Source organism: Pseudomonas sp. 32_A (assembly GCF_017490905.1).
GTDB lineage: Bacteria > Pseudomonadota > Gammaproteobacteria > Pseudomonadales > Pseudomonadaceae > Aquipseudomonas > Aquipseudomonas inefficax.
This window is the reverse complement of sequence record NZ_JAFGYI010000005.1, coordinates 73,817-93,400: the sequence shown is the minus strand read 5'-3', so window position 1 is coordinate 93,400 and position 19,584 is coordinate 73,817. Positions and strand designations below refer to the sequence as shown.

Sequence of the window (19,584 nt, the reverse complement as noted above, 5' to 3'; positions counted from 1 at the left end):
CCGCTCCCACAGGTACCCTACAGGGCTGGGGCTTGTGCGCCCCCTCTGGGAGCGGGTTTACCCGCGAAGGGACCGGTACAGGCGACCAACGATCAGCGCGAAGCCGCCACGATCAGCGCCTTCATCTCGGCCACGGCCGCCTTGAAGCCGACAAACAGCGCATGCGCCACCAGCGCATGGCCGATGTTCAGTTCATTGATGCCCTTGATCGCGGCAACCGCCTCGACGTTGTGGTAATGCAGGCCATGCCCGGCATTGACGATCAGCCCCTGCCCCACCCCGAACGCCACACCATCGACGATACGCTTGAGCTCCTCAGCCACATCAGTCGGGGTTTCGGCGTCGGCGTAACGCCCGGTGTGCAGTTCGATGGCTGGCGCTCCAACACGACGCGATGCCTCGATCTGCCGCTCGTCGGCATCGATGAACAGCGACACTTCGGCACCGGTACGCGACAGGCGCTCAACCGCAGCCTTGATCCGTGCCTCCTGGCCCGCCACATCCAGGCCGCCTTCGGTGGTCAGTTCCTGACGGGTTTCGGGTACCAGGCAGATGTGCGCCGGGCGAATCTTCTCGGCAAAGGCCATCATCTCTTCGGTGACGCCCATCTCGAAGTTCATGCGGGTCTGCAGCACGTCCTTGAGCAGCACCACGTCACGCTCCTGGATGTGCCGGCGGTCTTCACGCAGATGCACGGTGATGCCATCGGCGCCAGCTTCCTCGGCATCCAGGGCAGCCTTGACCGGATCAGGGTAACGCGTGCCCCGGGCCTGACGCAGGGTCGCCACGTGGTCGATGTTTACGCCGAGAAGCATGCGGTTGCTGTGAGTCACGAAAGGCTCTCCTGAAGATTGAGCCCCACAGCATACGTCCTGATCAGCGCTTGCGAAACAGTTCCCGGCTGACCAGCGGTTTTCCCCCCAGGTGAACCGCCAGGGCCTGGCGCATCAGGCGCTTGGCGGCGAGCAAGGCGCCTGGCGCATTCCAGTCGGCTTCAGCCAGGGCCACCAGTTCGGTGCCGCGGAACAGGCCGGGTTGCGCCAACTCCACCCGCTCCAGGCCGGCGTCCACACGCAAGCGGTACAGGCCGTCGACCGCGATCGGCTGGTCATTGACGTCGTGATGCAACGAAAACGCGTAACCGAGCTCGTCCAGCATCCGCCATTCGAATGAGCGCAGCAGCGGCTCTAGCGGGCGACCGGCGGCCAAGGCCTGCAAGGTCAGGGTGTAGTGCTCGAACAGCGCCGGGAAAGGCGCTTCGGCGGGCAGCAGGCGCATGAGCAGTTCGTTGAGGTACAACCCGCTGAACAGGGCATCGCCGTGCAGCCAGGCGGCGATGCCGGCGCTGTCCATGCGGCCGACATTCTTCAGCTCGCCACGCCCGCGCAGCTCCAGCTCCAGCGGCACGAACGGCCGCACCAGGCTGCCACCCTTGCCACGCGCACGGCGCAGCACGGCGCGCATGCGGCCCTGCGGGGTGAAAAAGTCCACCAGCGCGCTGGTTTCCTTGTAGGCACGGCTGTGCAGCACGTAAGCTGGCTGGCCAACAGGTTGTTCCATAAACGCTCTCTAAAAGCCCCAGACAACTGTGGGAGCGGGTTTACCCGCGAATGCGATGGTGAACCCACTGACGCATTCGCGGGTAAACCCGCTCCCACAGAGTAACCTGAGCCGTCAGGCGAATTTACAGGTCGCCGTAGCCCAGCGAACGCAGGGCACGCTCGTCGTCGGACCAGCCGCCTTTCACCTTGACCCACAGGTTGAGCATGACCTTGGAGTCGAACAGCACCTCCATGTCCTTGCGCGCCTCGGAGCCAATGCGCTTGATACGCTCGCCCTTGTCGCCAATGATGATTTTCTTCTGGCCGTCGCGCTCGACCAGGATCAGCGCGTGAATGTGCAGCACATGGCCCTGCTGCTTGAATTCTTCGATCTCCACGGTGATCTGGTACGGCAATTCCGCACCCAGCTGGCGCATGATCTTCTCGCGCACCAGTTCGGCGGCCAGGAAGCGGCTGCTGCGGTCAGTGATCTGGTCTTCGGGGAAGAAGTGCTCGTTCTCGGGCAGGTGCTTGGCGATCTGTGCTTCCAGCGCCTGGAGGTTGTGCCCCTGCTGCGCGGAAATCGGCATGACCTCGGCGTTCGGCAATTGCTCCTGCAGCCACTGCAAGTGCGGGATCAGCTCGGCCTTCTCTTCCATGCGATCGGTCTTGTTGACCGCGATGATCAGTGGGCCCGTCACGTACTGCACGCGCTCCAGCACCAGTTGGTCCTCGTCGGTCCATTTGGTGCGGTCGACTACGAAGATCACCACGTCGACGTCTTTCAGGGCCGCCGAGGCATTGCGGTTCATGTAGCGGTTCAAGGCCTTGTCGTTGGCCTTGTGCATACCTGGGGTATCGACGTAGATCGCCTGCACGTCACCCTCGGTCTTGATGCCGAGCATGTTGTGACGGGTGGTTTGTGGCTTGCGCGAGGTAATCGCCAGTTTCTGGCCGAGGATGTGGTTGAGCAGGGTCGACTTGCCCACGTTGGGGCGGCCGACGATGGCCACGTAGCCGCAGCGGGTCGGGTTGCTATCAGTCATTGCCATTCTCCACGCCCAGGGCGATCAATGCAGACGCGGCGGCGACTTGCTCGGCAATACGCCGGCTGACGCCCTGACCACGGCTCTTGTTGTTCAGCAGCACTACCTCGCATTCGACGAAGAAGGTACGGCAATGAGGTTCGCCCTGGATATCCACCACTTCGTAACGTGGCAGCTCACAGCTGCGCGACTGCAGAAACTCCTGCAGGCGGGTTTTCGGGTCCTTGTTGGTATCGACCAGGGTCAGCCCCTCGAACTCGTCGGCCAGCCAGGCCAGCACGCGCTCACGGGCAGTTTCCATGTCGGCGTCCAGGTAGATGGCGCCAATCAGCGCCTCCAGGGCATCGGCCAGGATCGACTCGCGGCGGAAGCCACCGCTCTTGAGTTCCCCCGAGCCCAGGCGCAGATAGTCACCCAGGTCGAAACCACGGGCCAGACGAGCCAGGGTCTCACCCTTGACCAGGCGCGCACGCAGGCGCGACAGCTGGCCTTCGCGGGCCTGCGGAAAGCGCTCGAACAGCGCCTCGCCGGCGACGAAGTTGAGAATGGCGTCACCGAGAAACTCCAGGCGCTCGTTGTTGCGCCCGGCGTAGCTGCGATGGGTCAGGGCCAGAAGCATCTGGTCCTGGTTCTTGAAGGTATAGCCGAGCTTTCGCTCCAGACGGGCAAGGGAAGCAGTCATGCGGCCACCCGTTCGTTGTTCAACGCGTTGTTCAAATCAACATCCTGAAAGACTGTTTGGCTGTGGCCCGCCGCGATGTGCGGCGAATCTCCCGATCCCTGAGAACACAGCCTATGTCAGAAATGCATTCGGCGCTGCCTGCTGGCCAGCGCCGATGGGTATCAATGGATCAGACCGACCCGCGACAGGTTGGGCAGGTGGCTGAGTTTGGGCTCTGGCCAGCTCATCCACACCGCGAAGGCCTTGCCGACGATGTTCCGGTCCGGAACCATGCCGTGCAGCTCCTTCGGGATGTTCGGGTCATCCCAGTAACGGCTGTCGTTGGAGTTGTCGCGGTTGTCGCCCATCATGAAGTAATGGCCTGCCGGCACGGTCCATTGCTGGTCCGGCGGCATGCGGTAACGGCTCATTTCCTTGCGGATCAGGTGTTCGGCCTCGCCGAGCTTTTCCTTGTACAGCTCGGCGCTGCCCAGGGTGCCCGGTTCGGTGCCCACCAGTTGTTCGGCAATTGGCTGGCCGTTGACGAACAACCGCTTGTCGCTGGTGTAGCGCACCTGGTCGCCCGGCAAGCCAACCACTCGTTTGATGTAGTTGACGTTCGGGTCGCTCGGGTAGCGGAACACCATCACATCACCGCGTTGCGGGTCACCCACTTCGATGACCTTCTTGTCGATCACCGGCAGGCGAATGCCATACGAGAACTTGTTCACCAGGATGAAGTCGCCCACTTCCAGGGTCGGTTTCATCGACCCCGACGGAATCTGGAACGGCTCGACCAGGAACGAACGCAGCACCAGCACGATGAACAGCACCGGGAAGAACGACTTGCCGTATTCAACCAGCAATGGCTCCTTGCCCAGGCGCTCGACCACCGCCATCTCGGGCTGGCTGACGCTGCCCTGGTAGTTGGCGATTGCCGCACGCCGGCGCGGGGCCAGGAACAGCAGGTCGATCAAGCCCAGCAGGCCGCAGACGAAGACGGCGATGACTAGCAACAGCGGGAAATTTAGCGACATAGGACCTAGCTATCCAACCTGAGCACGGCGAGGAAGGCTTCCTGTGGAATCTCCACGTTACCCACCTGTTTCATGCGTTTCTTACCGGCCTTCTGCTTCTCCAGCAGCTTCTTCTTACGGCTGACGTCACCACCGTAGCACTTGGCCAGTACGTTCTTTCTGAGCGCCTTGACGGTTGTCCGCGCGATGATCTGGCCGCCGATAGCTGCCTGGATCGCCACATCGAACATCTGCCGAGGGATCAGTTCCTTCATCTTTTCGGTCAACGCACGGCCCTTGTAGGCCGCGTTGTCACGGTGCACGATCAATGCCAGGGCATCGACCTTGTCGCCGTTGATCAGTACATCCAGCTTGACCAGGTTGGCCGACTGGTAGCGATCGAAATGATAGTCCAGCGAAGCATAGCCGCGGCTGGTGGACTTGAGCCGGTCGAAGAAGTCCAGCACCACTTCGTTCATCGGCAGGTCGTAGCGCACCTGCACCTGGCTGCCGAGGAACTGCATGTCGCGCTGCACGCCACGCTTCTCGATGCACAGGGTGATGACGTTGCCCAGGTGCTCTTGCGGCACCAGAATGGTGGCGGTGACGATCGGCTCGCGGAAATCGGCGACAGCTGAAACGTCTGGCAGCTTCGACGGGTTGTCGACGGTGATGGTTTCACCGGTTTTCAGTTCCAGCTCGTAGATCACGCTTGGCGCGGTGGTAATCAGGTCCAGGTCGTATTCGCGCTCCAGGCGCTCCTGGATGATTTCCATGTGCAGCATGCCGAGGAAACCGCAACGGAAGCCGAAGCCCAGGGCGTCGGAGCTTTCCGGCATGTACTGCAGCGACGAGTCGTTCAGGGTCAGCTTCTGCAGCGCATCGCGGAAGTCCTCGAAGTCGTCGGAGCTTACCGGGAACAGGCCGGCATAGACCTGCGGCTGGATCTTCTTGAAGCCTGGCAGCACCTCGACCTCAGGGGTCGTGGACAGGGTCAGGGTGTCACCGACCGGGGCACCGTGGATGTCCTTGATGCTGGCGATAATGAAGCCCACTTCGCCGGCCTTCAGGTCGGCGGTCTGGGTGTGCTTCGGGGTGAACACGCCCACGCTGTCGACCAGGTGCACCTTGCCGGTGGACTTGACCAGGATCTTGTCGCCTTTCTTGACGCGGCCCTGGCGCACGCGCACCAGCGAGACCACGCCCAGGTAGTTGTCGAACCAGGAATCGATGATCAGCGCCTGCAGAGGGGCGTCGATCTCGCCTTCAGGCGCCGGAATGGTATGCACCAGGCGCTCGAGCACCTCGTCCACGCCCATGCCGCTCTTGGCGCTGCAGGCCACGGCGTCGGTGGCGTCGATGCCGATGATCTTCTCGATCTCGTCCTTGACGCGATCCGGGTCGGCCTGGGGCAGGTCCATCTTGTTCAGAACCGGCATGACTTCCAGGCCCTGCTCGATGGCGGTATAGCAGTTGGCCACGGACTGGGCCTCGACACCCTGGCCGGCGTCCACGACCAGCAACGCGCCTTCACAGGCTGCCAGGGAGCGTGAGACTTCGTAGGTGAAGTCGACATGGCCGGGGGTGTCGATGAAGTTCAGCTGGTAGGTCTTGCCGTCCTGCGCCTTGTAGTGAAGCGTGACGCTGTGGGCCTTGATGGTGATACCGCGCTCACGCTCCAGGTCCATGGAATCGAGCACCTGGGCTTCCATTTCGCGTGCCGACAGGCCACCGCACATCTGGATGAAACGGTCGGCCAGCGTCGACTTGCCATGGTCGATGTGGGCGATGATGGAGAAATTGCGGATATGACTCAAATCACTCACGGGTCAACACTCGAAAAGGCTGCGAGCCGGACGCCCGCCGAAAAATAGCCGGGAATTGTACCTTAAGCTGCCGGGATATGGGAGATTCCTCTATCGGGCTGTGCACAGCATTCGCCCCGGCAATTGTGAATTTTCATGAAAAAGGGCAGCCGAAGCTGCCCTTTTCTCCTTGCGAACCCGCTTACTCAGCCAGCTTGAAGGTAATGAAGCTGGCACGGCCCTGACGCAGCACGCGCATCGACACCGAACGGTTCTTTGGCAGTTCCTTGGCGATTTCGGTGAATTCCTTCGCCGAACCGATGGCCTGGTTGTTCAGGTGGCTGATGACATCACCTGGGCGCAGGCCGATCATCGCGGCCGGGCCATCCTGGACTTCCTTGATGACCACGCCGCCCTTGAGTTCCAGGGCTTTCTTCTGCTCGGCGGTCAGGTCGGCCACCGAGACGCCCAGGCGGTTGCTGCTGCGCTCTGCGCTGCCTTCGGCACCGGTACCGATGTCGGCGTCTTCGTCGGGCAGTGCGCCAACGCTGATGTCGAGGTTCTGGCGCTTGCCGTTGCGGATGATCTCCAGCTTGGCCTTTTCGCCATCCTTGAGGCTGCCGACCAGATGCGGCAGGTCGGCCGACATGATGATCGGCTGACCGTTCATGCTCAGGATCACGTCACCCACCTGCAGGCCGCCCTTGGCTGCCGGGCCGTTTTCCAGCACCTGTGCCACCAGGGCACCGGCCGGCTTGTCCAGGCCGAACGATTCAGCCAGGTCCTTGTTGACTTCCTGGATCACCACGCCCAGCCAGCCGCGGCTGACCTTGCCGTCTTTCTTCAGCTGATTGGAGACATCAATCGCCACATCGATCGGAATCGCGAACGAAAGGCCCATGAAACCGCCGGAACGGGTGAAGATCTGCGAGTTGATACCCACTACTTCGCCATTCATGTTGAACAGCGGGCCGCCGGAGTTGCCCGGGTTGATGGCCACATCGGTCTGGATGAACGGTACGTAGGTGTCGTTGGGCAGGGTACGGCCCTTGGCACTGACGATACCTTTGGTCACCGAATGGTCGAAGCCGAACGGCGAACCGATGGCCAGTACCCACTCGCCCACCTTGAGCTTCTCGGAGTCACCCAGCTTGACGGTCGGCAGGTTCTTGCCCTCGACCTTGAGCAGGGCCACATCGGTGCGCGGGTCGGTGCCGACCAGCTTGGCTTGCAGCTCGCTGCGGTCCGACAGGCGGACGATGATCTCGTCGGCATCGGCTACCACGTGGTTGTTGGTCAGCACGTAGCCATCGCTGGAAATGATGAAGCCCGAACCCAGCGACTGGGCTTCGCGCTGGCGGTCGCCACGCGGCGAGCGTGGCTGCTGCGGCATATTGCGCTCGAAGAATTCGCGGAACATCGGCGGCAGGCCTTCCAGGTCGGGCATCTGCCCGGCGGCCATGCGGCGGTCCGGCAGTTTCTGCTTGGTACTGATGTTGACCACGGCCGGCGAGGCCTGCTCGACCAGGGTAGTGAAGTCCGGCAGGGCTTCCTCGGCCTGGGCGCTGAGCACCTGGCCGAGCATCAGCACGGCGGCGAACATCGATAGGTAGGATTTCAAGCGTGGTATTGACATACGGCTCCCGTCACAACGAGCGGTAGTTTAGAAAGGCCCCTGCACAAAGCAGGAAAGGCCAGGCTCCTAGAAGCCTGACCTATAGAAAATTTGCCGATGGATTGCAAATGACAATGCTTTAATTTCATTTCAGCGGCATGCCCGCGTGCCTTGCGTCAGGCCCGCAAAAGCGCGCCATCACTGGCGCGCCTGGCCATCCTGTGGGCGCATGGACAGCGCCACACGCTCTGCGGTACCCAGCGGAATTTCGCCGACCACGGTAACCATGACCTTACCCTTGGGGGTGTTGAGGCGACGGGAAACCGCCGAAGTCGGGCCTAGCTGAGTGCGCATGTCGGTCCCGCCCTCATCCTTTACCGGCTCGAGGAACACCGAGAAACGTGCCAGGCCATCGTCATACATCAGGCTGCTGACCGTGCTGTCCTGCTTCGGATCGCGGCGTACCGAACTGTTGACCAGTTCGAAACCAGGCGGCAGCCAGTCCGAGCGCCAGCCGGCGACCGTGTCATGGGCGCTAGCGGCCACATGCTGCACCGGCTTGCACGCAGTGCTGGCGCGCAGCTGGTCATCGCTGGGCGCTGCAGTATCGAGACGGGTCATCTGGAAGCGCTCCAGCAATTGCCCCTTGTCGTTGACCATCAACGAGCGCAGCGGCAGACCGGTAGCACGGTCCAGGTGCAATTCGAAGGCATAGCGGTGCTGGTCGCGCGGGGTGAGCGTCACGATCACGGCATCGCGCCCGGCGACCCGTGACTTGCCCGCCACGCTCAAGTCATACCAGCCCATCAGTTTCAGTGGATCAAGCACACGCTGCGCGGTGTCCGGGGGCGCCGTCACACCACTGGCCAAGGCCCCGCTGACGCACTCTACCTTGCCATCCAGGCGCACGATCTCCTGGGCAGTACCATCGAGCTGCAACAGCCGCTCACTGACCTTGCCGTCGTCGACCCTGTGCCAGATCTCGTGGGAAGAGAAACTGCCGTTGCGTTCGTAGACAAAAGAGCCTTGGTAGCTCTGCTTTTGCTCGGCCTGTGCCAGCTTGCTCAGCCACTCGCTCGCCTCGGGCGAGGAGTTGGCGGCCAACGCTGGCACCGTCATGCAGCTGCCAATCAGCAGCGACAGGAGAGGTAGCGCGCGCATGATCCTCCTTACTTAACGGTTTTCCAGGCTGGCGGCGCGGGCATACGGCAATGCGGTTTCAGTGCCCTTGAGCGCAGATTCCTGGGCATGCTGGCGCAGGTAGCCTGGCAGACGCTGATCCCAGCCGGCCTGGTTCTGCAGCACGCCGTTGGCCATCGGCCCGGTCGGTTGCTCACTGCTCTCACTATAGCCTGCCAAAACGGCGGGGCCTTGTGCTTGTGGCACACTCAGGCCTTGCTGGGCAGGTTGCTGGGCAGCAAGCTCGGCGCCAGTGATCTCGTCCTGGTTGTACATGCGCACACCGGCCAGCACCGCTACGGTGACCGAGGCAGCCACCGCCAGGCGGCCAATGCTGCGCCATGGCCCTTTCTTGGCCTTGGCCGGCACGGCTTCGTCAGCCAGCGCTGCAGACACCGCCGAGGCGATATCCAGGTCAGGCAGCAGCAGCTCCTTGTGCATGGCTGCGCGGGCAACCTGGTAACGCGACCAGGTGGCTCGGGTTTCAGCATCGTCTACGGCGTTCAACACACGACGCAGTTCAAGCTCGTCCGCTTCGTTATCCATCACCGCGGACAGCGATTCCTGCAAAGCTTCACGACTCATGGCGGTTCCTCTCTTGGCTGTCGCCGCTGTCTCAGGTTTCCTGCAGCAAAGGTTGCAGGGCTTTGTCTATTGCCTCCCGAGCGCGGAAGATTCGAGAGCGCACGGTACCCACCGGACATTGCATGACACTCGCAATGTCTTCGTAACTCAGCCCGTCGAACTCGCGCAGGGTCAGCGCCGTACGCAGGTCTTCGGGCAGTTGCTGGATGGTGCGATGGACAGTGCCTTCGATTTCATCCCGCAACAACGAGCGTTCTGGGGACTCGAGATCCTTGAGACCATGATCGCCGTCGTAAAACTCCGCATCCTCGGAGCTCACATCACTATCTGGTGGCCGTCTTCCACGGGACACCAGGTAATTCTTCGCCGTGTTGATGGCGATGCGGTACAGCCACGTATAGAACGCACTGTCGCCGCGGAAGTTGCCAAGCGCACGGTAGGCCTTGATGAAGGCTTCCTGTGCTACATCCTGGGCCTCGTGGGTATCGTGAACGAACCGCACGATCAACCCGAGAATCTTGTGCTGATACTTCAGCACCAACAGATCGAACGCTCGCCTGTCGCCGCGCTGAACGCGCTCGACAAGCTGCTGATCCTCTTCCTGGGTTAGCATGAACACTCCTCAGTGAACTCGAAGGAGCGTTGCATCAGCCATCGTTCAGGCTTGCAACCATAGACTCGGGCTTTGCGCAAAAGTTCTCCCCTCCAAGCAAGTTTCCTGCAGCCCTTGGTCGGCTTGCACGAAAGACGCGGCACGGTCACGGCCGGCTACGTCGATAATCAGGTTTCGAGTACGCAGGGACAGCCCGGACAGGCCTGCCGCCCTGCGTCGCCGCGGCAAGTTGTGGCGCGTGGGCAGCCTTCATAGGATTTGCGGCCATGCCGGAAAGTTCCCACAAAGGTTGTCGCGACCAGGCAAGTGGCATGGAAATTGGCCACCGGGGGCTGCTATAAAGGCAACCCGGCCAGCTTTAACGATAGTTTCACAATGCCATCGGCGCGTGACTATTGTGCCGCGCCCCCTCCAAAGAATACTAGTGTCCCGACATGAGCCAACAATTCCAACATGATGTCCTGGTGATCGGCAGCGGTGCCGCCGGTCTCAGCCTGGCACTGAACCTCCCCAGCCACCTGCGAGTCGCCGTACTCAGCAAGGGCGACCTGGCCAACGGCTCGACCTTCTGGGCCCAGGGCGGTGTCGCGGCAGTGCTGGACAATACCGATACCGTCCAGTCGCATGTCGAGGACACCCTCAATGCCGGCGGCGGCCTTTGCCATGAAGAGGCAGTACGCTTTACCGTCGAACACAGCCGCGAAGCCATCGAGTGGCTGATCGAGCAAGGTGTGCCCTTTACCCGTGACGAGCACTACAGCGTCGACGACGGCGGCTTCGAGTTCCACCTGACCCGCGAAGGCGGTCATAGCCACCGGCGCATCATCCACGCTGCCGATGCCACCGGCGCCGCTATCTTCACCACGCTGCTGGGGCAGGCCCGCCTGCGTCCGAACATCCAGTTGCTGGAGCAGCGCGTGGCGGTCGACCTGATCACCGAGCGTCGCCTCGGCCTGCCTGGCGAACGCTGCCTGGGTGCCTATGTGCTCGACCGCAACACCGGCGAAGTGGACACCTTCGGCGCGCGTTTCACCGTGCTCGCCACTGGCGGTGCGGCCAAGGTCTACCTGTATACCAGCAACCCCGATGGTGCCTGCGGCGACGGCATCGCCATGGCCTGGCGGGCCGGTTGCCGGGTGGCGAACCTGGAGTTCAACCAGTTCCACCCGACTTGCCTGTATCACCCACAGGCCAAGAGTTTCCTGGTCACCGAAGCCCTGCGCGGCGAAGGCGCCCTGCTGCGCCTGCCCAATGGCGAGCGTTTCATGCCACGCTTCGACCCCCGCGAAGAACTGGCCCCGCGCGACATCGTGGCCCGCGCCATCGACCACGAAATGAAGCGCCTGGGCGTGGACTGCGTGTACCTGGACATCACCCACAAGCCGGCCGACTTCATAAAGAGCCACTTCCCCACCGTGTACGAGCGCTGCCTGGGCTTCGGCATCGACATCACCCGCCAGCCGATCCCGGTGGTACCGGCAGCGCACTATACCTGCGGCGGGGTGATGGTCGACGATCGCGGCCACACCGATGTGCCGGGCCTTTATGCTATCGGCGAAACCAGCTTCACCGGCCTGCATGGCGCCAACCGCATGGCCAGCAACTCGCTGCTGGAATGCTTCGTCTATGGCCGTGCCGCTGCGGCCGACATCCAGGCGCACCTGGATGAAGTAACCATGCCCAAGGCCCTGCCCGGCTGGGACGCCAGCCAGGTCACCGACTCGGACGAGGACGTGATCATTGCGCACAACTGGGACGAACTGCGGCGTTTCATGTGGGACTACGTCGGCATCGTGCGCACCAGCAAGCGCCTGCAACGGGCGCAGCACCGTATTCGCCTGCTACTGGACGAAATCGACGAGTTCTACAGCAACTACAAGGTCAGCCGCGACCTGATCGAATTGCGCAACCTGGCGCAGGTGGCCGAATTGATGATCCTGTCCGCCATGCAGCGCAAGGAAAGCCGCGGGCTGCATTACACCCTGGATTACCCGGGAATGCTGGATGAGGCCAAGGACACTATTCTTAGTCCGCTCTGAAAGTTGTAGCGCCTGCGAGATCGAGCGCCGCCCGCGCGGCGCTCGATCTCGCAGGCGCTGTAGCTGCCACGACGAACACCTGTCAGCCCTGACTCGCCCCCACCTCGCCCCACCTGCGCCGACTGAATTTCAGCCGCACCCGCAAACGCCGATGCTCATCAGCGCCCATTGCATCCCCCGGTACGCACTGGCTCTGCCCCATCCATCGCTCCGCCCGTACAAAGCGCAACACCACCAGCCCCGGCAACGCCACGCTGTCCCGGCACAAGCGCACCGGCTGCCAGCCACGGGCACGGCTGAACACCTGCCAGCCGCGCACATCACGGCGCAGGCCGACAACGGCATGCTCATGCGTCAGCAGAATACGTCGGGGAATGGCCCAGCCAGCGTGGGCAATACAGGCGATGACAACAGCAAGGGCCGGCCACCTGGGCAGCGGGCTCGCCCATACGGCGAGCCAAGCCAGTACCTGGCAACCCAGGTAGGCCGCCAGCAGCAGGCGCGAGCCTTGCCAGCGGCACTCGAAGCACTCACTTGGGCTGGACACGGTCCAGGATGATGCGGACCATGCGCTGCAGCTCCGGGTCTTCGGACTCGGTGCGTTCCATGAACCAGCCGAACATGTCCTGATCCTCGCAGCTCAACAGGCGCACGTAGAGTTCACGGTCGGTCTCGTTGAGAGTGGGGTAGACTTCCTGGGTGAAAGGCACCAGCAGTACGTCCAGTTCCAGCATGCCGCGGCGGCTGTGCCAGAAAAGCCGGTTGAGTTCAGTTTGTTCGACCATGGGGCCCTCCTCGAATGGCCCGCCAGTATACAGCCAGGCGAGCGAAGCGGCACCGGGCGTTGGTCTAGTCAACTACCTATTTTGTTACCGGCGTTCTATGATGGCCGCCAGTCTTTAGCCACCGCGATGACCCATGGCCGATTCCGCTTTCTTCTGCCCCCTGTCCCACGAGGGCATCCTCGCCGTCCGCGGCTCCGATGCAGGCAAGTTCCTGCAAGGCCAGCTGACCTGCAACATCAACTACCTCAGCCCGGAATACGCCAGCCTTGGCGCCCGCTGCATGGTCAAGGGCCGCATGCAATCGAGTTTCCGCATCCTGCCCGAAGGCAACGGCTATCTGCTGGCCATGGCCAGCGAGCTGCTCGACGCCCAGCTGGCCGACCTCAAGAAGTACGCCGTGTTCTCCAAGGCCACACTGACCGATGAAAGCGCTGCCTGGGTACGCTTCGGCCTGCAAGGCGGCGATGCAGCGCTGCAGGCCCTGGGGCTCGATGTGCCTGCGGCAGCCGGCAGCACCGTGCGCCACGACGGCTTGATCGCCATTGCCGTGTCCGCTGGCCGCGTGGAACTGTGGGTACCTGCGCAGAACGCCGACAGCGTTCGCCAGGTGCTGGCCGCCACGCTGCCCGAAGGCAGCCTCAACGACTGGCTACTGGGGCAGATTCGCGCCGGTATCGGCCAGGTCATGGGGCCGACCCGCGAGCTGTTCATCCCGCAGATGATCAACCTGCAGGCCGTCGACGGCGTCAGCTTCAAGAAAGGCTGCTACACCGGCCAGGAAATCGTTGCCCGCATGCAATACCTGGGCAAGCTCAAGCGCCGCCAATACCGCCTGGCCCTGGACCAGCAGGCCATTCCGGCCCCGGGCGCCGAGATCTTCTCGCCCACCCATGGTTCGTCGGTCGGTGAAGTGGTCATTGCTGCCAGCAACGGCACAGGCTGCGAACTGCTGGCGGTGCTCAGCGCCGAAGCGGTGGAAGACGACAACCTGCATCTGGGCAGCCTGGAAGGCCCGCGCCTGCAGGTGCTGACCCTGCCCTACGAACTGGACCGCGACCGGGAAATCCAGCGCTGACCAGCCTGCCCCGCCTACGTGGCGGGGCCGCACCACCACTGCGGTAGACACGCCCATGAACAAGCTGGCCGAGATGGTTCAAGCACAATTGCTCGATGCCATCGAAAAGGATGACCTGGTCCTGCCCACCCTGCCCGAGGTTGCCTTGAGCATCCGCGAGGCAGCTGAAGACAGCGAGATCAGCGTAGCGGCCCTGAGCAAGGTGATCGGTCGCGACGCGGCCCTTTCAGCGCGCCTGATCAAGGTCGTCAACAGCCCGCTGCTGCGCGCGGCGGTCGAGGTCACCGACCTGCACACCGCCATCACGCGGCTGGGCATCAACTACAGCTGCAACCTGGCCATTGGCCTGGTGATCGAGCAGATTTTCCACGCCCGGGCGCCGGCGGTGGAGCAGAAGTTACGTGATATATGGGCCAACAGCCTTGATGTGGCTGGCATCAGCTACGAAATATGCCGCCGCTTCACCCAGCTCAAGCCCGACCAGGCTACCCTCGGCGGGCTGGTCAACCAGATTGGCGCGCTGCCAGTGCTGATCTATGCCGAAGAGCACAACGAACTGCTGTCGGACCCTGTGTGCCTGCATTATGTGATCGAGCAGATCCAGCCGGTGCTGGGCGACAAGATCCTCAAGGCCTGGGAGTTTCCGGAGCAACTGGTCAGCCTGCCGAGCCAGGTGCAGGACCTGGACCGGCAGACCGACAAGATCGACTACATCGACATCGTGCAGATCGCCCGCTGCATCAGCCAGCGCGGGCGCCACCGGCCGCTGGCCGCACTACCGGCATACCGCCATCTGGGCCTGCCGTACGGCACCGAGCTGGAAGTGGGTGAACTGATCGAGGCACGGAGCATGTTGCGCTGACCGGTGTCAGCCTGTGCCGGCCTTTTCGCGGGTAAACCCGCTCCCACAGGACCGCCTCGCTGCTGAAGGCTGCGCTGTACCTGTGGGAGCGGGTTCACCCGCGAAAGGGCCGGTACAGGCAACACATCAATCCGCGATAAAGCTCACCCGCACCCGCAACCCGCCATTCGCACCGTCATGCAGACTCACCTGCGCCAGGTGCGCCCGGCAGATCTCGCCGACAATCGCCAAGCCAAGCCCGCTTCCCTGCGCACTGCGCCGGTAGAAGCGCTCGAACACCCGTTCACGCTCGGCCTCGGGAATCCCCGGCCCGTCATCCTCTACCTCCAGCACCGCCGGCGCCATCACCCGCAAGATCACGTTGCCACCCGCTGGCGTATGGGCCAGTGCATTGTCCACCAGGTTGCTCAACAGCTCGTTGAGCAGCGTCGGCTCCCCCTTCAGCCACACCGGCGCCTCGGCCTCCAGAGCCAGTGCCACCCCGCGCTTGTGCGCCAGCGGTGCCATGGCCATGCCCAACTCACGAGCCAACTGGCTCAAGTCCAGGCGTTGCGCCCCGCCTTCGGCAATCGCCCGCGCACCGTTCTCGACCCGCGCCAGCGATAGCAGCTGGTTGGCCAGGTGGGTCAGCCGATCAGTGCCCTGGGCCGCAGACTCAAGCGTCTGCCGCCACTCCTGCGGCTCGGCTGAACGCAAGCCCAGCTCGACACGCGCCTTCAGCGCGGCCAGTGGCGTGCGCAACTCGTGGGCGGCATCGGCGATGAACTGCGCCTGGCGCTCGAACTGGCCACGCAAACGCTCGGTGAAATGGTTCAAGGCCCGCACCAGTGGGCTCAGCTCACGCTGCACCTGTACCACCGGCAACGCCCGCAGGTCGTCCGGCTGGCGCTCTTCTACCGCCGTGCGCAGGCGCTCCAGCGGCCGCAATGCGGCACTCACGGCAAACCACACCATCACCAGCGCGCCCAGCGCCAGCATGCCCAGGCGCAGCAGCGTGTCGGTCATCAGGTCACGGGCCATGCGCACCCGCGCTTCCTCGGTCTCGGCCACACGGATTTCCGCCATGCCGTTCATGTTCGGTTCGCTGACCGCCTTCAACAGGCTGACCACACGTACATCCTGGCCCTGGTAGGTGCCGTTGTAGAAGCGGGCCAGCGCCGGGTAATCGTCGGTACGCGGCGTGCCTGGCGGCGGCGGCGGAAGGTTTTCATAACCGGAAATCAGCCGCTGCTGGATATCCAGTACCTGGTAGTAGATGCGCCCGGCACTGTCGTAGGCGAAGGTGTCCAGGGCCACATAGGGCACATCCGCACTCAGCGAACCATCGCGCTGGGACAGGCCTGCGGCAATGGTCCGCGCCGAGGCCAGCAAGGTCCGGTCGTAGGCGGTATCGGCGGCCTCGCGACCGTTCCAGTAGGCGCTCAGGCCGCTGGCCAGCATCAACACCACCAGCAACAAGGCCAGGTTGCCGAGCAAGCGCCCACGCAGGCTGCCATTGTCACGCATCGCGGTGCTCGAGCAGGTAGCCCAGGCCACGGAAGGTGACAATGGCCACCGGGTGGCCGTCGAGCTTCTTGCGCAGGCGGTGGATGTAGATTTCGATGGCGTCAGGGCTGGCTTCTTCGGCCAGGCCGAACACCTGGGCGGCCAGTTGTTCTTTGCTCATCACCCGGCCCGGACGGGCGATCAGCGCTTCCAGTACGCTTTGTTCGCGCGAGGTCAGGGTCAGGTTGTCGCCACCCAGGGTGAAACGCCGAGTGTCCAGGTCGTACACCAGCGGCCCGCAGCGTTGCTGGCGCTCGCCACCAAGCACGCTACGCCGCAGCAGGGCCTTGACCCGTGCTTCCAGTTCGGTAAGCTCGAACGGCTTGGCCAGGTAGTCGTCGGCCCCCAGGTTCAGGCCGTGGACCCGGTCCTTGACGTCGCTGCGCGCGGTCAACATCAGCACCGGCAGGGTCTTGCCACGGCCGCGCAGGCGCGCCAGCACCTCGAAGCCGTCCATGCGCGGCAAGCCGACATCCAGCACCGCCACGGCGTATTCCTCGCTGGCCAGAGCCAGGTCGGCGGCCACGCCGTCATGCAGCACATCCACGGTAAGGCCATGGCTTTTCAAGGCCTGGGCCACGCTTTCGGCCAGTTGCAGGTGGTCTTCGACCAGCAGCACACGCATCGGATTCTCCCTGCTCGGGTGGGACGGTGGCGCGGAGTGTACCGCTGTCGGCAGGCCTGTGAAGCCCTGTCGACAAACCTTTCACGCTGAAAGGTTAGCGAAAGGTTGGTTACCTAGCATCGCACTACGGCTGCCCTTCGCGCCGAAAAAAGCACCAGCAAGGTGCAACGAATAAGAACAATAAACGGAGCCATCAGTGATGCTGTCATCGCAACCGCAGGCGTTCGCGCCTACCCGTTCCTTTGCCGCACGCCCCTCCGCCATCGCCAGCGCCCTTGCGCTTGCCGGTGTCGCCCCGATGAGCCAGGCCGCCTTCTTCGAAGACAGCACGGCCACCTTCGAAACCCGCAACATGTACTTCAACCGCGATTTCCGCGACGGCACCAGTGCGCAGCAATCCAAGCGCGACGAGTGGGCGCAGGGCTTCATCCTCAATTTCGAGTCTGGCTACACCGATGGCACCGTAGGCTTCGGCCTGGATGCGCTGGGCATGCTCGGCATCAAGCTCGATTCCAGCCCCGACCGTACAGACACCGGCCTGCTGCCGACCCACGATGACGGCAAGGCTGCCGATGAGTATTCCAAGCTTGGCCTGACCGGCAAGGTGAAGATTTCGCAAACCGAACTGAAAATCGGCACGCTGATCCCGGAATTGCCGACCCTGCAGCCAAACGACGGGCGCATCCTGCCGCAAACCTTCGAGGGCGGCCTGCTTACCTCGAAGGAAATCAAAGGCCTGACCTTCACCGGCGGGCGTCTGGACAAGGCCAAGGACCGCAACGACACCAACTGGGAAGACCTGGCCCTGAACAACAAGAACGGCCGCTTCGGTGGCTCGTTCAGCGCTGATAACCTGACTCTGGGCGGCCTTGATTACCAGTTCACCGATCGCATCACCGGCAGCTACCACTTTGCCCAACTAGACGACATCTACCGCCAGCACTTCATCGGCATGGTCGCCACCCAGCCATGGGGCCCAGGCACCTTCGGCGCAGACCTGCGCCTGGCCGTGAGTGACGACGCCGGTGCCGCCAAGGCCGGCAACATCGACAACACCACCGTCAACGGCATGCTCAGCTACGCCCTGGGCGGGCACAAGGTCAGCGCCGCCTGGCAGCAGCTGTCTGGCGAAAGCGCCTTCCCGTACGTCGATGGTGCCGACCCGTATCTGGTCAACTTCGTCCAGATCAACGACTTCGCCGGTGCCGACGAACGCTCCTGGCAGGCGCGCTACGACTACAACTTCGCCGCGCTCGGCGTGCCCGGCCTGACCTTCATGACGCGCTACATCAGCGGCGACAACGTCAGCCGCGCCGCCGGTGGCGAGGGCAAGGAGTGGGAACGCGATACCGAGATGAAGTACGTGGTACAAAGCGGCCCGTTGAAGAACGTCGCCGTGCGTTTGCGCAACGCCACCTTCCGCTCCAACTTCGCCCGCGATGCCGACGAAGTGCGGCTGCTGGTGAGCTACAGCGTGGCCCTTTGGTAAGCCAACAGCAGTAACCCGATAACAACAATACTCACGGAGATTGACGATGACCCTTTCACTGCGCCGCCTCGTCCTCGCTACCAGCTGCCTGCTGTTGGCCGGCAATGCCCTCGCTGCCGAACCGAAACGCCCCGAATGCATTGCCCCCGCCTCGCCAGGCGGCGGCTTCGACCTGACCTGCAAACTGGTGCAGAGCGCCCTGGTGCAGGAAAAGATCCTCACCAAGCCGATGCGCGTCACCTACATGCCCGGCGGTGTCGGCGCGGTGGCCTACAACGCCGTGGTCGCCCAGCGCCCGGCCGATGCCGGCACCCTGGTGGCCTGGTCCAGCGGTTCGCTGCTGAACCTGGCCCAGGGCAAGTTCGGCCGCTTCGACGAGAACGCGGTGAAATGGCTGGCCGCCGTCGGCACCAGCTACGGCGCCATCGCGGTGAAAAGCGACTCGCCCTACAAGACCCTCGACGACCTGGTCGCGGCGTTGAAGAAAGACCCGAGCAAGGTGGTGATCGGCTCCGGCGGTACGGTCGGCAGCCAGGACTGGATGCAAACCGCCCTGATCGCCAAGGCCGCCGGTATCAACCCGCGTGACCTGCGCTATGTGGCCCTGGAAGGCGGCGGCGAAATCGCCACGGCGTTGCTGGGCGGGCATATCCAGGTAGGCTCGACCGACATCTCCGACTCCATGCCGCACATTCAGAGCGGCAACATGCGCATCCTCGCGGTGTTCTCGGAAAACCGCCTGGACGAGCCCGAGATGAAAGACATTCCCACCGCCAAGGAACAGGGCTACGACATTGTCTGGCCAGTGGTACGCGGCTTCTACCTGGGGCCAAAGGTAAGCGACGAGGACTACGCCTGGTGGAAACAGTCGTTCGACAAGATGCTGGCCTCGGAAGACTTCGCCCAGCTGCGTGACCAGCGCGAGCTGTTCCCGTTCGCCATGACCGGCGCCGAGCTGGACGTCTATGTGAAGAAGCAAGTGGCTGACTACAAGGCATTGGCCAAGGAATTTGGCCTGATCCAGTAAGCCTCCACGACCTGTCACAGCCCCCTGTGGGAGCGGGTTTACCCGCGAATGCCTCAGCTCGGACAGCACCGTTGTG

The 19,584-nt window shown here is 63.2% G+C and carries 19 protein-coding genes; 5 read left to right on the top strand and 14 right to left on the bottom strand.

What is annotated here, in order from left to right:
• Nucleotides 1-92 precede the first annotated feature (92 nt).
• The 10 genes from pdxJ to rpoE all read right to left on the bottom strand — a co-directional run bounded on the left by pdxJ (nt 93) and on the right by rpoE (nt 10,061).
• Entirely contained in the window at nt 93-833 is a 741-nt protein-coding gene (pdxJ, locus tag J5M58_RS04980) for a pyridoxine 5'-phosphate synthase (protein WP_112250547.1), read from the bottom strand.
• Between the two features lie 43 nt (nt 834-876).
• Nucleotides 877-1,560, bottom strand: coding sequence for a DNA repair protein RecO (gene recO / locus J5M58_RS04975; protein WP_207877345.1), 684 nt, complete (start codon nt 1,558-1,560; stop codon nt 877-879).
• A gap of 124 nt (nt 1,561-1,684) precedes the next feature.
• Nucleotides 1,685-2,587, bottom strand: coding sequence for a GTPase Era (era, locus tag J5M58_RS04970; protein WP_015271595.1), 903 nt, complete (start codon nt 2,585-2,587; stop codon nt 1,685-1,687).
• A complete protein-coding gene (gene rnc / locus J5M58_RS04965; protein ID WP_112250542.1) occupies nt 2,580-3,269 on the bottom strand; it encodes a ribonuclease III in 690 nt (229 codons plus the stop codon). The genes era and rnc overlap by 8 nt, the downstream gene beginning before the upstream one ends.
• Before the next feature lie 161 nt (nt 3,270-3,430).
• Complete coding sequence (gene lepB / locus J5M58_RS04960; protein WP_003258486.1) at nt 3,431-4,285, bottom strand: signal peptidase I; 855 nt, start codon at nt 4,283-4,285, stop codon at nt 3,431-3,433.
• 5 nt (nt 4,286-4,290) lie between these two features.
• Nucleotides 4,291-6,090 carry a translation elongation factor 4 gene (lepA, locus tag J5M58_RS04955; protein ID WP_112250540.1) on the bottom strand — a complete coding sequence of 600 codons (1,800 nt, stop codon included), beginning with the start codon at nt 6,088-6,090 and terminating at the stop codon, nt 4,291-4,293.
• Nucleotides 6,091-6,271: 181 nt separating this feature from the next.
• Nucleotides 6,272-7,705, bottom strand: coding sequence for a DegQ family serine endoprotease (locus tag J5M58_RS04950; RefSeq protein WP_015271598.1), 1,434 nt, complete (start codon nt 7,703-7,705; stop codon nt 6,272-6,274).
• 177 nt (nt 7,706-7,882) lie between these two features.
• Nucleotides 7,883-8,845 (bottom strand): MucB/RseB C-terminal domain-containing protein, encoded by a 963-nt coding sequence (locus J5M58_RS04945; RefSeq protein WP_112250538.1) that lies wholly within the window; start codon nt 8,843-8,845, stop codon nt 7,883-7,885.
• Nucleotides 8,846-8,857: 12 nt separating this feature from the next.
• Nucleotides 8,858-9,448: a sigma-E factor negative regulatory protein gene (locus J5M58_RS04940; protein ID WP_112250536.1), complete on the bottom strand. Its 591-nt coding sequence runs from the start codon at nt 9,446-9,448 to the stop codon at nt 8,858-8,860.
• 31 nt (nt 9,449-9,479) lie between these two features.
• Nucleotides 9,480-10,061, bottom strand: coding sequence for an RNA polymerase sigma factor RpoE (rpoE, locus tag J5M58_RS04935; RefSeq protein ID WP_003252049.1), 582 nt, complete (start codon nt 10,059-10,061; stop codon nt 9,480-9,482).
• 434 nt (nt 10,062-10,495) lie between these two features.
• Between rpoE and nadB the strand changes: the two genes are divergently transcribed.
• Nucleotides 10,496-12,100 (top strand): L-aspartate oxidase, encoded by a 1,605-nt coding sequence (gene nadB / locus J5M58_RS04930; protein WP_112250534.1) that lies wholly within the window; start codon nt 10,496-10,498, stop codon nt 12,098-12,100.
• Nucleotides 12,101-12,182: 82 nt separating this feature from the next.
• On the opposite strand, the gene J5M58_RS04925 is transcribed toward nadB, so the two are convergent.
• Entirely contained in the window at nt 12,183-12,647 is a 465-nt protein-coding gene (locus J5M58_RS04925; protein ID WP_112250532.1) for a protein YgfX, read from the bottom strand.
• Nucleotides 12,631-12,885, bottom strand: coding sequence for a succinate dehydrogenase assembly factor 2 (locus J5M58_RS04920; protein WP_003252043.1), 255 nt, complete (start codon nt 12,883-12,885; stop codon nt 12,631-12,633). Before J5M58_RS04920 ends, J5M58_RS04925 begins: the two co-directional genes overlap by 17 nt.
• Nucleotides 12,886-13,018: 133 nt before the next feature.
• On the opposite strand from J5M58_RS04920, the gene J5M58_RS04915 reads away from it, so the two are divergent.
• Complete coding sequence (locus J5M58_RS04915; protein WP_112250530.1) at nt 13,019-13,960, top strand: folate-binding protein YgfZ; 942 nt, start codon at nt 13,019-13,021, stop codon at nt 13,958-13,960.
• 55 nt (nt 13,961-14,015) lie between these two features.
• Complete coding sequence (locus tag J5M58_RS04910; RefSeq protein WP_112250528.1) at nt 14,016-14,822, top strand: HDOD domain-containing protein; 807 nt, start codon at nt 14,016-14,018, stop codon at nt 14,820-14,822.
• A gap of 126 nt (nt 14,823-14,948) precedes the next feature.
• Here J5M58_RS04910 and J5M58_RS04905 read toward each other — a convergent pair whose 3' ends face one another.
• Nucleotides 14,949-16,328, bottom strand: a complete 1,380-nt coding sequence (locus J5M58_RS04905; RefSeq protein ID WP_112250526.1) for a sensor histidine kinase — start codon at nt 16,326-16,328, stop codon at nt 14,949-14,951.
• A complete protein-coding gene (locus tag J5M58_RS04900; RefSeq protein WP_112250524.1) occupies nt 16,321-16,992 on the bottom strand; it encodes a response regulator in 672 nt (223 codons plus the stop codon). The genes J5M58_RS04905 and J5M58_RS04900 overlap by 8 nt, the downstream gene beginning before the upstream one ends.
• 199 nt (nt 16,993-17,191) lie before the next feature.
• Between J5M58_RS04900 and J5M58_RS04895 the strand changes: the two genes are divergently transcribed.
• Complete coding sequence (locus tag J5M58_RS04895) at nt 17,192-18,481, top strand: OprD family porin (protein ID WP_112250522.1); 1,290 nt, start codon at nt 17,192-17,194, stop codon at nt 18,479-18,481.
• Nucleotides 18,482-18,527: 46 nt separating this feature from the next.
• Nucleotides 18,528-19,508 (top strand): tripartite tricarboxylate transporter substrate binding protein, encoded by a 981-nt coding sequence (locus J5M58_RS04890; RefSeq protein ID WP_112250520.1) that lies wholly within the window; start codon nt 18,528-18,530, stop codon nt 19,506-19,508.
• The last annotated feature ends 76 nt before the right edge of the window (nt 19,509-19,584 follow it).

Coding starts and splice junctions, on each gene's coding strand:
- era (WP_015271595.1), bottom strand. CDS start 2,587: ATGACTGATAGCAACCCGACCCGCTGCGGCTACGTGGCCATCGTCGGC.
- J5M58_RS04910 (WP_112250528.1), top strand. CDS start 14,016: ATGAACAAGCTGGCCGAGATGGTTCAAGCACAATTGCTCGATGCCATC.
- rnc (WP_112250542.1), bottom strand. CDS start 3,269: ATGACTGCTTCCCTTGCCCGTCTGGAGCGAAAGCTCGGCTATACCTTC.
- J5M58_RS04905 (WP_112250526.1), bottom strand. CDS start 16,328: ATGCGTGACAATGGCAGCCTGCGTGGGCGCTTGCTCGGCAACCTGGCC.
- rpoE (WP_003252049.1), bottom strand. CDS start 10,061: ATGCTAACCCAGGAAGAGGATCAGCAGCTTGTCGAGCGCGTTCAGCGC.
- J5M58_RS04900 (WP_112250524.1), bottom strand. CDS start 16,992: ATGCGTGTGCTGCTGGTCGAAGACCACCTGCAACTGGCCGAAAGCGTG.
- J5M58_RS04895 (WP_112250522.1), top strand. CDS start 17,192: ATGCTGTCATCGCAACCGCAGGCGTTCGCGCCTACCCGTTCCTTTGCC.
- recO (WP_207877345.1), bottom strand. CDS start 1,560: ATGGAACAACCTGTTGGCCAGCCAGCTTACGTGCTGCACAGCCGTGCC.
- J5M58_RS04920 (WP_003252043.1), bottom strand. CDS start 12,885: ATGGTCGAACAAACTGAACTCAACCGGCTTTTCTGGCACAGCCGCCGC.
- J5M58_RS04940 (WP_112250536.1), bottom strand. CDS start 9,448: ATGAGTCGTGAAGCTTTGCAGGAATCGCTGTCCGCGGTGATGGATAAC.
- J5M58_RS04915 (WP_112250530.1), top strand. CDS start 13,019: ATGGCCGATTCCGCTTTCTTCTGCCCCCTGTCCCACGAGGGCATCCTC.
- J5M58_RS04945 (WP_112250538.1), bottom strand. CDS start 8,845: ATGCGCGCGCTACCTCTCCTGTCGCTGCTGATTGGCAGCTGCATGACG.
- nadB (WP_112250534.1), top strand. CDS start 10,496: ATGAGCCAACAATTCCAACATGATGTCCTGGTGATCGGCAGCGGTGCC.
- lepB (WP_003258486.1), bottom strand. CDS start 4,285: ATGTCGCTAAATTTCCCGCTGTTGCTAGTCATCGCCGTCTTCGTCTGC.
- J5M58_RS04890 (WP_112250520.1), top strand. CDS start 18,528: ATGACCCTTTCACTGCGCCGCCTCGTCCTCGCTACCAGCTGCCTGCTG.
- J5M58_RS04950 (WP_015271598.1), bottom strand. CDS start 7,705: ATGTCAATACCACGCTTGAAATCCTACCTATCGATGTTCGCCGCCGTG.